Origin of the sequence: Gracilibacillus salitolerans (assembly GCF_009650095.1) — a bacterium.
In the GTDB taxonomy this organism is placed as follows: Bacteria; Bacillota; Bacilli; order Bacillales; family Amphibacillaceae; genus Gracilibacillus; species Gracilibacillus salitolerans.
The window spans coordinates 3,579,029-3,594,153 of sequence record NZ_CP045915.1 but is presented as its reverse complement, the minus strand read 5'-3'; the positions used below and the strand labels follow the sequence as shown (position 1 = coordinate 3,594,153).

Annotated in this window: 18 protein-coding genes, 1 pseudogene and 1 other annotated feature; of the genes and pseudogenes, 9 read left to right on the top strand and 10 right to left on the bottom strand. The window is 35.5% G+C overall.

All coding sequences use genetic code 11. The features are described from left to right. Nucleotides 1-37: 37 nt before the first annotated feature. From GI584_RS17225 to GI584_RS17215, 3 genes are all read right to left on the bottom strand, one after another. On the bottom strand, nucleotides 38-835 hold the full coding sequence (locus GI584_RS17225; protein WP_153791986.1) for a methyltransferase domain-containing protein: 798 nt from the start codon (nucleotides 833-835) through the stop codon (nucleotides 38-40). Beyond that, nucleotides 816-2,414 carry a 2-isopropylmalate synthase gene (locus GI584_RS17220; protein ID WP_153791985.1) on the bottom strand — a complete coding sequence of 533 codons (1,599 nt, stop codon included), beginning with the start codon at nucleotides 2,412-2,414 and terminating at the stop codon, nucleotides 816-818. The genes GI584_RS17225 and GI584_RS17220 overlap by 20 nt, the downstream gene beginning before the upstream one ends. Nucleotides 2,415-2,463: 49 nt before the next feature. Beyond that, nucleotides 2,464-2,832: a binding site (T-box leader), on the bottom strand. Between the two features lie 59 nt (nucleotides 2,833-2,891). Then, nucleotides 2,892-3,344 (bottom strand): DUF3939 domain-containing protein, encoded by a 453-nt coding sequence (locus tag GI584_RS17215; protein WP_100359559.1) that lies wholly within the window; start codon nucleotides 3,342-3,344, stop codon nucleotides 2,892-2,894. Nucleotides 3,345-3,537: 193 nt separating this feature from the next. On the opposite strand from GI584_RS17215, the gene GI584_RS17210 reads away from it, so the two are divergent. After that, complete coding sequence (locus tag GI584_RS17210; protein ID WP_153791984.1) at nucleotides 3,538-4,068, top strand: competence protein ComK; 531 nt, start codon at nucleotides 3,538-3,540, stop codon at nucleotides 4,066-4,068. A 97-nt stretch (nucleotides 4,069-4,165) separates the two neighbouring features. Here GI584_RS17210 and GI584_RS17205 read toward each other — a convergent pair whose 3' ends face one another. The 4 genes from GI584_RS17205 to GI584_RS17190 all read right to left on the bottom strand — a co-directional run bounded on the left by GI584_RS17205 (nucleotide 4,166) and on the right by GI584_RS17190 (nucleotide 5,704). Continuing rightward, on the bottom strand, nucleotides 4,166-4,396 hold the full coding sequence (locus GI584_RS17205; RefSeq protein WP_100359561.1) for a hypothetical protein: 231 nt from the start codon (nucleotides 4,394-4,396) through the stop codon (nucleotides 4,166-4,168). Continuing rightward, nucleotides 4,386-4,883, bottom strand: coding sequence for an RNA polymerase sigma factor (locus GI584_RS17200; protein WP_100359562.1), 498 nt, complete (start codon nucleotides 4,881-4,883; stop codon nucleotides 4,386-4,388). The genes GI584_RS17205 and GI584_RS17200 overlap by 11 nt, the downstream gene beginning before the upstream one ends. Next, nucleotides 4,870-5,241 (bottom strand): hypothetical protein, encoded by a 372-nt coding sequence (locus GI584_RS17195; protein ID WP_100359563.1) that lies wholly within the window; start codon nucleotides 5,239-5,241, stop codon nucleotides 4,870-4,872. Before GI584_RS17195 ends, GI584_RS17200 begins: the two co-directional genes overlap by 14 nt. Nucleotides 5,242-5,308: 67 nt before the next feature. Further along, the gene (locus GI584_RS17190; RefSeq protein ID WP_100359564.1) at nucleotides 5,309-5,704 is read right to left on the bottom strand and encodes a YhjD family protein; all 396 of its coding nucleotides are present in this window, start codon (nucleotides 5,702-5,704) and stop codon (nucleotides 5,309-5,311) included. A gap of 187 nt (nucleotides 5,705-5,891) precedes the next feature. Between GI584_RS17190 and GI584_RS17185 the strand changes: the two genes are divergently transcribed. The 4 genes and pseudogenes from GI584_RS17185 to GI584_RS17170 all read left to right on the top strand — a co-directional run bounded on the left by GI584_RS17185 (nucleotide 5,892) and on the right by GI584_RS17170 (nucleotide 8,803). Next, nucleotides 5,892-6,560, top strand: a complete 669-nt coding sequence (locus GI584_RS17185; RefSeq protein WP_153791983.1) for a TVP38/TMEM64 family protein — start codon at nucleotides 5,892-5,894, stop codon at nucleotides 6,558-6,560. A 57-nt stretch (nucleotides 6,561-6,617) separates the two neighbouring features. Next, nucleotides 6,618-7,163: a signal peptidase I gene (gene lepB, locus GI584_RS17180; RefSeq protein ID WP_100359566.1), complete on the top strand. Its 546-nt coding sequence runs from the start codon at nucleotides 6,618-6,620 to the stop codon at nucleotides 7,161-7,163. A 142-nt stretch (nucleotides 7,164-7,305) separates the two neighbouring features. Next, nucleotides 7,306-8,114: pseudogene (locus GI584_RS17175) on the top strand (GNAT family N-acetyltransferase). Nucleotides 8,115-8,191: 77 nt separating this feature from the next. After that, entirely contained in the window at nucleotides 8,192-8,803 is a 612-nt protein-coding gene (locus GI584_RS17170; RefSeq protein ID WP_153793001.1) for a DJ-1/PfpI family protein, read from the top strand. Between the two features lie 266 nt (nucleotides 8,804-9,069). On the opposite strand, the gene GI584_RS17165 is transcribed toward GI584_RS17170, so the two are convergent. The 3 genes from GI584_RS17165 to GI584_RS17155 are packed head-to-tail and all read right to left on the bottom strand — an operon-like array spanning nucleotide 9,070 to nucleotide 12,598. Further along, nucleotides 9,070-10,503, bottom strand: coding sequence for a PASTA domain-containing protein (locus GI584_RS17165; protein WP_153791982.1), 1,434 nt, complete (start codon nucleotides 10,501-10,503; stop codon nucleotides 9,070-9,072). Further along, nucleotides 10,496-11,167 carry an ABC transporter ATP-binding protein gene (locus GI584_RS17160; protein ID WP_153791981.1) on the bottom strand — a complete coding sequence of 224 codons (672 nt, stop codon included), beginning with the start codon at nucleotides 11,165-11,167 and terminating at the stop codon, nucleotides 10,496-10,498. The genes GI584_RS17165 and GI584_RS17160 overlap by 8 nt, the downstream gene beginning before the upstream one ends. Nucleotides 11,168-11,182: 15 nt before the next feature. Beyond that, the gene (locus GI584_RS17155; protein ID WP_153791980.1) at nucleotides 11,183-12,598 is read right to left on the bottom strand and encodes an ABC transporter permease; all 1,416 of its coding nucleotides are present in this window, start codon (nucleotides 12,596-12,598) and stop codon (nucleotides 11,183-11,185) included. 444 nt (nucleotides 12,599-13,042) lie between these two features. Here GI584_RS17155 and GI584_RS17150 point away from each other — a divergent pair, with 444 nt between their 5' ends. The 4 genes from GI584_RS17150 (at nucleotide 13,043) to GI584_RS17135 (ending at nucleotide 15,105) form a co-directional block, all read left to right on the top strand. Then, the gene (locus tag GI584_RS17150; protein ID WP_153791979.1) at nucleotides 13,043-13,405 is read left to right on the top strand and encodes a VOC family protein; all 363 of its coding nucleotides are present in this window, start codon (nucleotides 13,043-13,045) and stop codon (nucleotides 13,403-13,405) included. 26 nt (nucleotides 13,406-13,431) lie between these two features. Beyond that, on the top strand, nucleotides 13,432-13,986 hold the full coding sequence (locus GI584_RS17145) for an NUDIX hydrolase (RefSeq protein ID WP_153791978.1): 555 nt from the start codon (nucleotides 13,432-13,434) through the stop codon (nucleotides 13,984-13,986). Between the two features lie 61 nt (nucleotides 13,987-14,047). Next, entirely contained in the window at nucleotides 14,048-14,560 is a 513-nt protein-coding gene (locus GI584_RS17140; RefSeq protein ID WP_153791977.1) for a GrpB family protein, read from the top strand. A gap of 2 nt (nucleotides 14,561-14,562) precedes the next feature. Beyond that, on the top strand, nucleotides 14,563-15,105 hold the full coding sequence (locus GI584_RS17135) for an HAD-IIIA family hydrolase (protein ID WP_407647420.1): 543 nt from the start codon (nucleotides 14,563-14,565) through the stop codon (nucleotides 15,103-15,105). Nucleotides 15,106-15,125: the final 20 nt, after the last annotated feature.

The following is a 15,125-nucleotide window of genomic DNA, read 5'->3' as shown; positions in this document are numbered from 1 at the left end:
TTAAGATAAATCAAATCCTCTGCATATAGTGTAACATCTACTTTTTTGTGCCTTCTACTGCCAACAAGTACATTGTTTGTGATTGCGCCTCTTTTCTGATCCATTCCTTGTAGTCCTTAATGGCTTTATCAAGCATATCTTTCTCTATCAGCTTATCCTGAAGCATTTGTTCTCCTTTAGTTTCAGCGACGATTGCCCAGATAGAAACAGCAGTCTCAAAGTTTTCCTGTCCGTGTATTACTTCCTCATGTTGTGGTGTTACATGTATCTGATTTAGTCCATTTTTTTCAAACATATCCATTAAATGATCAGCTATGGCATTGTTCATACCTGCATCTCTTCGCCATTTCAAAAAAGCATCATAGAAATATTTCATCGAATCTGGAACTTCCGGATGCCATATCAACTTTTCATGGTTATAATCAAGCACCACTACTTTTCCACCTGGTTTTACTGATTTTACAAGATTATTTAATGCTTGTTGAGGTTTATCCAGCCACTGTAACACACGGGAAGTAGTCACGATATCGAACTGATTTTCAAAAGGAAGGCTGTAAATGTCTGCCATTTCAAAAGAAATATTTGGGTAACGATCACGAGCCTTTTTGATCAATGTTGGATTGTTATCTATACCTACTACCTTACCGCTTGTTCCAACTGCTTCGGAAATACCGGTTGTAATAGCTCCAGTACCACAACCTACATCAAGGACTGTCATTCCAGGTTCTAATAGTTTTGCTAATCTTTTATGTGATCGAGCTAAGGACCGAGAGTCAATCACTTGGGAACCATTTAATACAGCTCTTTTCTTGGCTTTACTGTTTGATTCTGTCATTGTTATTCTCCTCTTTTTCAGTTAGAAGGCTTTCAAGTACCACATTATTTATCGCATCAATATATGCTTGTGCACTTGCTTTTAGGATATCTGTATCGATTGCTTTTGCTTGATAGTTAGTTCCATTGTGCGTAATTTTCACCTTTACCTTGCCTAGCGCTTCTTTGCCGCTGGAAACACTACTAATATTGTATTCCAGTAATTTAATATTCAAGTCACAGCTATTTGTAATGGCCGTATAAAGTGCTTCAACTGGTCCTGTTCCTGTAGCTTTGTTCTCTTTCACCTTAGTTCCAGCTTTTATTTTGATAGTTGCGGAGGGTGAATTCGTATTGCTAATGACTTGATAATCGATTAACTCATAAAAATAGTCACTAATATTGTTTGTTCGTTGATTATCTATTTGATTTTTCTTATAGAATTTTTCCATTAATCGATAGAGATCATGATTATATACCTCTTTCTTCGAATCTGCTAATTGTAGAAAATCTTCAAATATTATTTCCAATTGCTGTTCTGTAAGTTGATCAAATCCAAGCTGTTGAAGAGCATGTTTGAATGCGTGCCTTCCTGAGCGGGCCGTTAAAACAAGCTCCATGTCGTCTAAACCAATTTCGGAGGGGTGAATAATCTCATATGCTTCTCTTGCTTTTAACAGACCATCCTGATGAATACCGGATGAATGGGAAAAAGCATTTTCACCAGTAATGGCTTTATTAACTTGGACCTCAAGTCCCATTAGGTTACTTACTAATCTTGAAGTGTTAAGGATTTCTTTACGATTAATGTTTGTATCTGCTTGATATCTTGAAGATCGAGTATGGAGGGCCATTATCACTTCTTCTAATGCAGTGTTTCCTGCACGTTCACCAATACCATTAATCGTACATTCCACTTTGTCTGCTCCATTTTTAATAGCTGCAAGTGTGTTTGCTGTTGCAAGGCCTAAGTCATTGTGACAATGAACACTAAGTAGCACTTGATTGTTTACATTTTTTAATCGGTCATTAATCTTATAAATCAACTCTCCAAATTCATCAGGTTCGGCAAATCCAACGGTATCTGGGATATTGATCATCGTGGCACCAGCCTTTACGACAGCTTCAATCGTAGACCATAAATATTCAAAATCGGAACGAGAAGCATCTTCTGTTGAATATTGTACTTCTGGCAGCAATGATTTCGCGTACTTAACAGCCTCGACACCAGTATCGAGTATTTGTTCTTTTGTTTTACTAAACTTTTTTTGTACGTGGATATCTGATGTACCTAGTACGATGTGAATTAACGGTTTTTTAGCATGTTTTACAGCATGATAAACTGCATCAATATCAGGTTTAACAGCTCTTGCTAAGGCGGTGATCATCACATCGTCTGTATTTCCGACTTGACTGGCAATTTCTTTTACCGCTTCAAAGTCTCCCTTAGAGGATGCAGGAAATCCAGCTTCAATAATGTCTACATGTAATTTCTTTAGTTGCTGCGCTACTTGCAATTTTTCTTTTTGATTTAGTTTAGCCCCTGGAACTTGTTCTCCGTCTCTTAATGTGGTGTCAAATACTACAATATTCTTTGTCATTTAAAAACTCCTTTTTTAAAAAAAATAAAAAACCCCGTCTCTATATACAAATAGAGACGAGGTAAGACTCGCGGTACCACTCTAATTGATTAACCAATACATGATTAATCCGCTTATTTCAGTAGCTAACACTACTTATCTCGATAACGGGAGAAACCGATCTCCCTTACTGTATCAAGGTGCTAACCGGCCGTAAAACCTCCACTTCAAGTTTCGAAAATCAAGGAAATTAAGTGGGGGATAACGGACGCTAACACGCTGACAAGTTTCGCTATCCATCAGTGATGGAAGACTCACTTTATGTTCAGGGAGTAGCTCTTGGACGAGTTCGAAGGGCAATAACTGCCAATTCACACCAACCATTGGCTCTCTGTTTTAGTTTACTGTTCCTTCTACTATTTCCAATCATTGCCTAACAACAATATGTTATCAGAAAAAATATCACATTATTTACCATACGTCAATCCTTTTTGGGAATTATTTTGGTTTTATCGTCGTGACTAACTGTTCTTGATCCGTAATATAAAAGTCCATTTCCAGTCGTTCCTTGATCAAGTTAAGCTGTTCTAATTTGAAAAAACTGACTTTACGATAAGGATCATGATCAATTATCGGTAATTCCTTCTTTTGTGCAATATATTGATCAACTGCCCGCTGGACTTGATCCAATGCATGTGCGATATGCTTATCTTCTTCCTCAAATAAGTCATAAGTTTCCTTTGACATATAATATTTTTTTGTTGGAATCGCCTTCAAAATGGGAGCAAGTAAAGTATAGTCTAACGATAAGTCGTCCTTGATTAATATTTTCATTGGAATATTAGGTGGTAGGTCTCTGCTATATTCATGAATAGCGGAACGTACTTCTTCTAATGATATGTCCTTTGTCGGAAATTTTTTCGCTTCTTTTTTCTTTTTTTTAAACCACAATTATCTCACCCACTTTTTTTGCGAAAATTTTGTAAAAAAAGGCCACTCAGTTGCTTCTTTTAAGAAAATTATATCAAATTTCCTCTGGATTGATAGACTAACTTGAAATTTGAGGCTAATTTCTTTTATTTTATATCCAATTTTATCAAAAATTGCTACATTATAGTGGAATACTTTGAAGGAGGAATGAAAATTGGAAATTTTGATGGAGAAGATTAGAGAAATCAGTCCAAAGACGTTGGCAATTGTTGGTTATGAAGCAGATGGGAGTTTTTTAACAAGGGTGATCGAGTATGAAGAAGCAGATGATTATGAAACAACATTTAGTACCCAGCAAGTTATGGATGTTACTTGTAAAGCGTTTGGTATTAGTTTAAAAGGATTAATTGAAGGATCGAGAATGTTAAGTGGTATCACACACAAACCACCGATTGCAATTGACCGGATCAGCGGGATGTACTTTTTTCCGGTGGAATCCCCCTTAAGAAAAGCATGTACATGGATTGCCCATTCACATGTTATGGAAATTGAAAAAATCGATCAACAATTAACTCGGCTTGTTTTTAAAAATGGCCGTGATTTAGTGTTAGAGGTCTCTTATGCTACGATGATCAATCAATTGTACCGCACTGCCCAGTACCGTTACCTACTTAGTAACAAAATGGAGCACATCCTCGAAGCTTCCCAGCATATCGCAGAATCGAAATGGCATAGAAATAGATAAATACAGGTTGATTTGCATAAAACCAATAAGGTCCTCCTTATTGGTTTTATTAACCGAAGAGGTACTTTGTGGTGAAATTGCTAGTAAATTGCAATCTCTATATGAATAGCATAGGTAGGGAACATAGTAAAATGATTACAGGAAATAAAGCGATTCTTAATGGTGTCCATTGTCTTGAAAAATAATCGGCTGGATTTTTCGCTGGTGCATAAAACCAGTTAGCGATCCGTTGTGATAATGATTTTTTCAATAAAATTTCTGGTACATCTACTTCAAATTCATCTAATTTTTGTTTTAACTCCTCGGGAATATCGTGCTTATTCATCATTATCAACCTCCAATAGGTCTTTTAGCTTTTTTAATGAGGTGTGTAGTCTTGATTTTACTGTCCCAATAGGAATTTGCAAAATAGCGGCAATTTCTTTTTGACTTAAATCATGATAATAAGTAAAAATAATTACAGCTCTTTGTTCAGGTGGTAACTGTTGTAAGGAAGTGCGAATCGTGATCTTTTCTTCTAGTGATACTGCTTCTTCTTGGTTCTGTTCATATAGAAAAGGGAGTAGCTTTTTGAACTTGTTCCGTCTTTTTAGTTTCGTCATTGTTAATTGGTAAGCAATTCTGAACAAAAAAGTGCGAATATGGGACTTAGTGGAGTCATAGTCATTTGCATATTTTTGAAATTTAATAAATGTATCCTGGACAATATCATAGCTTAACGCTTCATCTTGCGTGTAGCGGTAGGTGAACTGATAAATTTGTTGATGGTAAGTGGTAAATAACTCTTCCACCTGGATATTATCATTTGAACTCATCAGACCACCGCTCTTTAATTCCTTTAAATACATATGCTAATCGCGTAATAAACCATATTGATGAGAGCATGGAAAACATGAATGCTTGGTGAAGGAAAAATTGCACCCAATTATCATCGATTGTTTGACCCATAAATAAGCAGGTAGCTAATCCAATAATGCAGATAAATGCATAGGTAGCACATATGATCGTAACATAATCCCATCTTGTCCAGTAAAAGTATATATCTGACCTTTTGAAATCAACTTTCTTCTGGCGATCCTTTACTACTTTTTTATTCAATGTAGCAATGATTATCGCAAATACATTACCTAATATCACTGCAACAATCAAGCTAATAAACCAACCTAATTCCATTTTTATCATCTCCTTTACTAGTTATACCATTAATGGAGATGAAAGGTTCACTATTTTTTTAAAAAATTCACAGCCTTACTTCTTCCTTTGAGGAAGAGGATGACTCATAAGCATGTGCAAGTAATTCCTCTAAGATCAGCTCGACTTTTTTACGAATAGCTGGATTAAAGTAATTACGTTTTTCCTCTTTTCCTTTGCAGAGAAATAGGTAAGATGTGAACGAATCATTTTTTTCTGCTGCAACGACTTTAATTTTCTCTTGATACATTTGTTTGCGCAATTTTCTTCGTTCTTCCGTCGCATTTTTCTCCATCTTCTCTAATAACGAAATATATGGTTCATTTATTTTAAAAGGGGATAGTTGGTTCATTTTTTGTAAATCATGTTTAATAACCGTTAAGGCCATTGATAAAAATAGAAAACGTGATGCTAATTTCCACTCTTGTTCGTTTAAATATCTCATTTTCCATTTCCTCCTCCAAAGGGAACGTTTGTTCTATTGTATGCGTAATTCGAAAAAAATGCAACAAAATTGTAAAAAAGTTAGATAGAAATTCAAGGATTCATGTGAAAAATTAGGAAAATAGCAGAAAAAATATTAAAATGAAAATAACTCATGTTTTTAGTTAGTTGAAGGAGTTAAACGAGGTATGATTACATATAATATAAGTAATTTAGATAATATTGATGTGGAAGAGATTAAAGAACTAGTCGAAGCAAATGAATTTGGACAGTTAGTTAACTTCTTATTGCAAAGCTATGAAAGCTTAGGCCCTATTCCTGGCTTCTTACTTCCTTTTATTGAAGCGTTTCTTCCTTTCTTGCCAGTTATCGTATTTGTGATGACAAATGCGGCTGCATATGGTTTATTTGAAGGATTCCTTTTGTCATGGACAGGGGCCAGTTCCGGAGCAATTGCCGTATTTATGTTGGTTCGTCGCTTTAAACATATTCGGCTATTGCAATGGGTTAGCAGAAATAAACAGGTGAAAAAGGTAACTAATTGGTTAGAGCGCCATGGGTTCGGTCCCTTATTCCTTTTGCTGTGTTTTCCATTTTCTCCTTCTGCGGTGATTAATTTGGTGGCGGCTATTTCAGGGGTAGGCTTTTACCAATTTGTGTTGGCAGTATTATTAGGAAAAGGCGTGATGATTCTAACCTTGTCCTTCATTGGAGATAGTATTGTCTCCTTTGCACAAAATCCTGTCAAAACCATAGTATTAGCAATAGGAATCTTCATTCTCTGGGTAGCAGGAAAATATATAGAGAAGCGCCTGCAAATAAGAGATAAGGAAAAAAGTGGAGGAAAAAAGGATTAGAATTTTCCCAATGGGGTAAATTAGTTAATAAAGAGAGTCCCTTTGGAGGGAAGGTTTATGGATAAGAAGCGGATCTGGTCTATTGTGCGAATTGTTGTTTTTGCGTTGGTGTTGGCAATGTTTTTCCGGTCTTATTTATTTGCGAGTTATGTTGTGAATGGTAAATCGATGGAGCCAACACTACACGATGGAAATTTATTAATGGTTAATAAAATGGTATATGATTTAATGGATATCAATCGTTTTGATGTCATTGTTTTTCATGCGAATGAGAATGAGGATTATGTGAAAAGAGTAATCGGAAAACCAGGTGATCATATTGCTTATCGGGATGATATGTTGTATATCAACGGAGAAGCGATTGATGAACCATATTTGGATCCATATCGGGAACCGAATGAGGAACTCACAGAAGACTTTACAGTAGAAGAAATAACCGGTGAAGAAGTTGTTCCAGAAGGGAAATTGTTTGTATTGGGTGACAATCGGACGAAAAGTTATGATAGCAGAGCCATTGGTTTTGTGGAAGAGGAAAAAGTGGTAGGAAAAGTAGATATTCGTTATTGGCCGATGTCAGAGCTTAACTTTCAATTTATAAAATAATATAAGGTAAGCGCTTTAATTTGAAGACCGCCTAATCCAAAAATGTGTACTACTGGATTGGGTCTTTTTAATGGAATTTTATGGTATAATATGAATGATGGTAGAGGGAGAAGTATTGCGTAAATAGGAAGGGGATAAAGCGATGATCTCTGAACTAAAAATGAGCGATTTCAATAGGTGTAAAGATCTAATAAACGAAGATGGACATATGGAAGTGAAAGCCGTAATGGAAGGCAATAATCCAGGGCGTATTTTTGTAGACAATACAGAATCTCCTGATGCTGCATTAATGTGGCTCGGGAATAATGATGGTTTTTTTTACTGGGCAATGAGAAAAACGTGGTGTTTCGGGAGCAATTGGACCATTTCATTGAGAAAATTATTTTCCCAGAAGCAAAAATGCAAGGCTTGAATGATCTAGAAATAATAGCACACCATCCGGAATGGAACCCCGTGATAAAAAACATATTTAAGCATCGAAAATTAAATAGTTGGAATCAACAAGTATACCAACTCTCACAAACTGATTATATAGCAGAAAATGAGCCAATCTTGGATTTGAAATATCAAATGAAAAAAATAGATAAGGCATTTTATGAAAATAATGAATTCTTACACACCAATATTTCAGAGTTTTGGGCTTCAACTCAACATTTTTTTGATAAAGGTTTTGGTTATTGTGTAGTATTTGATCATGAGATCGTAAGTATTTGTTTTTCTGGATTTGTTGCTGAAAAACTTCAGTGCATTAATATTGAAACAGTAGAAGAGCATCAAGGCAAAAAGTTAGCACAAAAGGCAGCTCATCTTTTTGTAAAAGAATGTTTCGAGAAAAATGAAATACCGTATTGGGATTGCATGGTAGAGAATAGTCCATCTGTTGCAGTTGCTGAGAAGTTAGGATTTACTAAAAAATGTGAATATAAAGGATATGAATTTCCGATCGGATAAAATGAGAAGTACAAGAAAATGAGCAGGTCTGAAAGTATTTTTGATACATAAATTCAGTGAAAAGAGTGAAGGCAAATATGTCACAACGTACAGTTGGTATCTTGCTATTTAATGAAGTAGAGGTATTGGATTTTGCAGGACCATTTGAGGTTTTTTCATTAACATCAACATCGAAAACAGAATTAGAAACGAAGCTTTTTAATGTTATCACTATTTCAGAAGATGGAGAAATGATTAAAGCCAGAAATGGTCTGAAGGTGAGCCCGGATTATAATCTTCATAATCATCCTGCATTAGATATTTTGGTTGTGCCAGGAGGTTATGGGGCAGAAGAAATTGAAATAAATAATTCTAGCCTAATTGAGTGGATTAAACAGCAGTACTCACAAGTCGACTGTATGACATCCGTATGTACAGGAGCATTGCTTCTGGCTAAAGCAGGATTATTAAATGGGAGGAAGGCAACCACACATTGGATGGATCAAGATAGATTGGAAAAGGAGTTTCCATTGGTAGCTGTTCAGCGTAATGTAAAGTTTGTAGATGAGGATAATGTTATTACCTCTGGAGGTATCTCTGCAGGAATTGATATGTCTTTTCATCTTATCTCTCGTATTTATGGGAGAAAAGTTGCAGAAGAAACTGCGAAGAGGATGGAATATGATATATTTTCCAAAGATAGATCTTAGTGATTCCTTATTATTAATCATATAAAGAGGTTGGGACAAAAGAGTAATTAAACAGGAAAAATCCGAACATTAATGCCTGAGCAAATGTACCGCTTCGGCAAAATCCTTCGCTTTCCGTGGGCACGGCTTCAGCTAACTGTGTGAAGAAGAGCACTTCACACAGTGGATCTTCAGCTCGTGTGAGTTCCCACAGGAGTCTGCGTATTTTGCCTACGCTAAGTTCAGATCTCGTTATTCCTATTTAGTTATGTCCCAGCCTCTTTTCATTATTTCTCGATCTGTTCTTCTTCCGATCCTTCTGTTTCCGGACTTAATTCCTCTTCGATTTCCTCAGGGGCCTCGTTTCCCTCAGGAGTGTCAAAAGATCCGGGATCAGCATCTTTATTATTGCTTACGCGGATTTCTACGGTGTAGTCCATGGAAACAAAGGAATTAAAGTTGCTCATCCCGACAACTGTACCCTTCACTTCAGGTGCATCGACATATTTAACAATATAGGAGATATTTGCTCCTTTGGATTGATAGTCTTCATAGAACAAACGTGGTAAATCTCCTTCTAATTGTCCACGGTAATCTCTTAAATATGGTTTGCCCTCTGAGTATGTGACTGTGATGCTTTTATTATCTTGATCGGTTAATTCTGTTTCTGGTTCAATAGACTGAGCAATTAAATTTCCATACTTTACTTGATTGTGAAATCGTTGTCTCACTGTTACGGATAGACCTTCATAGCTTGCCGCCTCTTCCATTGAGAAAGAAGCGAAATTTGGTACTTCGACAGCTTTTCCAAGTGAAATAGTCACTTCCATTTCACTTTTTTTAGCAATCATTGTTTCCGGATCAATATTTTGTTTGCTAACTAATCCAGCTTCAATGTCATTTGATGCTTCTTCTTTGTAGATTATTTCAATTTCATTCGTATCGGCCCATTGCTCAACTTCTTCTTTACCTTTATTAACGAAATTAGGGACTTCTATATCTTCTTCAAAGACTTCTTCGCCTTTTGAAAAATATACACTAGCATTATCTTGGCGTAGATACTCTTCTTCACTTATTTCTTCATCTCTCATAACAAAGCGGGTGAATTCTCCTTCTTGCACTTCATCACTGAACTCCGTAACAATTTGTAAGTTTTCTGCTCTGTTTTCTTCCTTCCAGGCTTCGACTTCGCTTCTAGTCATTTCGGAGAATTCAGGTAATTCAATATGCTCTTCCGGGTCCGCACCAATACTACTGGTTAGGTTAATGCTCGATCCTTTTTTAACCTTTTTCCCCGGTGCTATATCTTGTTCGATAATTTGATTGGCATCATATTCCATGCTGTGCTCTTGCGTGAGTTCAATCTCCATATCGTTCTCATCTGCCCATGCTCTTGCATCTGCAACTGGCTCGCCAACAAAGTCCTCCATATCGACATAGCGAATGCTGTAGTATAAGAAGGCAATTAACAATAATGCAAGAATCCCAAGAGCAATATAAATGATTAATTTCTTTCGTTTCTTCCATTGGTAATCTGGATCGATTTCAATATGTTCATTGTTGTCACGCGGAGATTTTCTCTCGCTTTTTTGCTCGATAGGCAGCGCTTCTTTTTTTGGCTGCTCTTGGTTAGGTTTCTCGTTACTAGCTGGTGCCTCCTTTTTATCTTTAGGCAGTTTATCGTAATTATCTTTATCAAAATTAGAAAGAAAATCACTCATTGGTATTCAAGACGCCTTTCTTTAAATAAAATGTTTGATCAGACTGTTCAGCAATATCATTGGAGTGCGTAACCATAATCACACACTTCTCATGCTCATGCGCCAATTTCTTAAAAATATCGATGATTTCCTGCTCCATTTCTTCATCCAAATTTCCGGTAGGCTCATCCGCTAGAATCAGTTCAACGTTGGTAGATAACGCCCGTGCAATTGCCACACGCTGCTGCTCTCCCCCTGACAGTTTATTAACCGTACGATTTGCTTTGTCCTGGGAAATGCCGATATAATCTAACAAATTATAAGCAACCGTTTTATGGTCAGCAGGTAATTCGTTTTCTGTAATGGACATTGAAATCAATATATTTTCAACGGCGGTAAAGGTTGGAATCAGGTTATAACTTTGAAAAATAATGCCAACTTTATTTCTACGATATGTATCGTGTCCAATCTCTAGGATGTTTTTCCCGTTGAAAACCACCTCTCCGTTGTGTGGCGTATCCATTGCACTAAGCAAGGACAACAAAGTTGTTTTGCCGGATCCAGATTGTCCTAAAATTGTATAAAATTTTCTTTTATCAAAGGAAACATCAGTATTCTTTAAGACAAAACGACGACTTTCCCCGTCTTGATAGTAATAATTCAAGTCTTTAGCTTCTAAAATCATATGTTTAACCTCCTCTTACATCATAATTTTTTTAGGATTTAATCGAATAATATAAATTAAAGGAATTACTGTTGAAAGTAGGATTGTGATAATTCCCACGGCATAAAATAGTAAAATAAAGTCTCCAGTTAAGCTCACTTCATAAGCGTCTATTACATCTTCTGTTGTTAGATCTGTTTGCATTTCTGTGTAGTAATACATCTCTTCTTCCCTTTGATCATTGTCATTATCAATTAGAGAATCAGAAACTGTTTGTGCTAATAGATTTCCGGTAAATAAAGATAATGTCATCCCTATAATAGAAATAATTAGAACTTCTGTAATGATTTGTCCAACTACTCGCAAACGAGATTCACCCAGTGATAAATAAATACCTAACTCGCGCTTTCGATCTCTAAGGAATAGTAAGACAACTAAACCAATAATAAGAATGGTCGTGATGACCGAAGCAATAAGAACATATTTAGATAAGTTGGACATGGATTCGATTGGTGAAGCAATCGAATCATAGGAATCCGTTGCATGACGAACAATAAATAGTTCTGGTAGTAATGGACTTACTTCTTCTTCAAAAGCTTCTGCATCTTTTGGTTCATTTAACACAAAGGATGGCACATAATAATCCTCATATTCTGGCATGTCGCCAACTGCAAATTCCATTTCTTGTGAAACAAGTTGATTGGCTACATAGATCGTATTTTGAAAATCCATATCCATGTAATCAAATTCTTCTTGATTTTCGGCATCATTATTTACTGTTTTTGGTTCGAAAATACCAATCACTTCTAGTGGTACATCTCGAGAATCTATAATTTCTTCTTCCCCTGATTCACTATATTCATATATTTCGTTCGATAATGAAAATGTATCTCCAACCTGAATATTATTCAAATCTGCTAGTTTCTTAGAAATAATTGCTACAGGTGTGCCGTTTTTGATTTCTTCATCTGTGAAGACACGTCCATCAACTAGTTCACTTTTACCTTCTTCAATATCAAGTAGTGGGGCATAATTTACTCCTTTTAGTTGAAATTGAGGCCCCATACCTTCCATTACGACGTCTCCTTCTTCTTCCATCATTGGATTATAGCTTTCGATTTCTTCAGAAGCTAAGAAGGTTGTTGTATTATAATCATAGTATTTAACATAAGGAAGTTCACCAATTTGGTTAATTAATTCCTCACCTAAATTTGGAATCTCGAGATTCATCAATTCTGATTCTTCCATATTATCAAGTGCTTCATAATCTAACTCAATAGTTGCACCTGTTCCGAGTCTTTCTTTAATAGAATCCTCCACATTAGCTGTTGCCTGTGAAATAGAGATGGCACCAGCTATTACATTTCCTAAAATAAATAGGACAGCAAGTAAAATAAGAGATTTTCCTTTTCTTCTGGTAATGCTTAATAAACCACGTTTTAAAAAATTCATTTCGTTCCCCCTGTTCTTCTTTTTTTAATAATGAATATTTGTGTCCTGATGCCAAACAAATCGGAAGTATTGATTCTTCTTGGTGATTTACACATATGGCTCCCTTTATTAGACGTATTTACCCTGTAAAAAGTTTCATATAATGGCAATCTTTTATGTTTTATTAGGATAAAAATAGGGAGGGAATGACAAAAGTTGATACTGTAAACCTATTTTTTTATGTTTTTCTACAAATATTTTTGTCATATTCAATCACTCAAGACTTATACTAACAGTTTTAAAAACTAAGTTTCCAATTATTGGAGGTGATGGTATAATAGATGTTATAAAAGTAAATGGAAAAGTTACAGGTATTATGACTCAGGTAGGATAATGTGAAGAATATTTTTCGGTTAGCTTACGGAACAAAACCCTAAAGTTTTCTATTTTTAAGGAGGAATTAAAATGATTCTTGGTTTACATCATGCACAAATTACAATTCCAAAAGGTGCGGAAGAAGAAGGGAAAAACTTTTACTGTGACGTACTAGGTTTACCTGAAGTTGAAAAGCCTGATGCGTTAAAAGGCCGTGGAGGATTCTGGTTAAAAGTTGGTGATAGGGATGTACATGTAGGAACGGAAGATGGTGTGGACAGAACAAAAACCAAAGCACATTTAGCTTACCAAGTGGAAGATATTGATTATTGGCGAGAGGTTTTGGAACAACATCATATTGAAATATTTGATTCTGTACCAATCCCAAACTTCAAACGTTTTGAATTTAGGGATCTGTTTGGTAATCGGGTCGAGATGATACAAGAGATTTAATGAAGATTTTTTTATGGAGGAGAACAATGGATAAATGGAAAACTTTAAAAACAGAGTATTTACATAAAAGTCGATTTGGGAATATCAGAAAAGATAGTTGTGAACTTCCAAATGGGATAGTGATTGATGAATATTATGTGAATGAATACTCCGATTGGGTGAATGGAGTTGTCATAACTAAAGAGAATCAGATTGTACTGGTAGAGCAATATCGTCATGCAGGAGGAGACTTCTTCTTAGAAGTACCTGCTGGAAAAAGAGAGGATAAAGAAACACATGAGGAAGGTTTGATTAGAGAAGTGAAGGAAGAGACGGGATATTCTTCTCTACAAAAGCCTATTTTCTTAGGAGAATTTTATGTTAATCCAGCTACACAAAACAATAAAATAAAAACTTATCTAATATTGGAAGCGTTTAAATCACAAGAACAAGACCTAGATGATACGGAGAACATTAAAGTTAGATTGTATGATTTCGATCGTTTTGGTAATCAATTGCAAGGAAATGAAGTGAAAAGTCAGCTATTTACTGTAACAGCTTACCTAATGGCGAAAAATTATATGATGGATTCCTTTTTTTAATCTAGTGAAAGGCTAAGACAGCAAGCGGTGATGGAACAGAAAAGAGATAAGGATGAACAAAATGACAAAATCAATTGTTAATATTTGTGATTATAATCCTAAATGGAAAGAACAATTTGATACAGAGAGAAATAGAATTATAGATGTCTTAGGTGATAAAATTGTTGGAATTGAGCATATCGGTAGCACTTCCATAAAAGGATTAGCAGCAAAACCAATTATTGATATTCTAGTAGGTGTACAAAACTTAGATAAGGTAGATCAATTTGTGAATCCTTTGAAGGAAATTGAATATGAGTATGTCCCTAAACCAGATTTTAAAGATAGGAAATTTTTCAGAAAAGGAGAGTGGGGAAAGGGCACTTCCCATTTGCATATCTGTGAATATGATAGTAGTGAGTGGATTGAAAAACTATTATTTCGAGATTATCTTAGATTACATCCGGAAGCAGCTCAAGAATATGAGGTCTTAAAGAAAAGTCTTGCTTGTGAATATAAGTATGATCGACAGACATATACAAAGAAAAAAGAACCTTTTATTAAAAATATTGTGGAAAAAGCAAAAAAGGAGTGATAATTTTGCCACAAGCAGTTTTTATTGATAGAGATGGAACAATTGGAGGAAATGACACGGTTATTTTTCCTGGAGAATTTCAAATGTATCCATATGTAAAGGAATCATTAATTGAATTAAAGGAATCAGGTAACCTTATTCTTTCTTTTACCAATCAACCAGCTATCTCAAAAGGGGAAGTAACAAAAGAAGAATATGAAGCAGAATTGAAGCAATTTGGATTTGATAAAGTGTACCTTTGTCCACACCAACATCACGAAAGGTGTCAATGTCGAAAGCCATCAACAGGCATGTTATTACAAGCATCACAAGATAATAATTTGGATTTAGAAGAGTGTGTAGTTATTGGGGATCGATGGACAGACATGGTTGCAGCACAAGATGCAGGATGTATCAAAATTTTAGTAAAAACAGGTGCTGGAGAAGAAACGTTTTACCAATATCAAAATCAAGCTTTTTTTGGAAAATGGGCAGAAGTTTCGCCTGATTTTATTGCTAGTGACTTTCGTGAAGCAGTACATTGGATATTGTCAAAGCAGAGTTAACATACATAAATTATATAAGG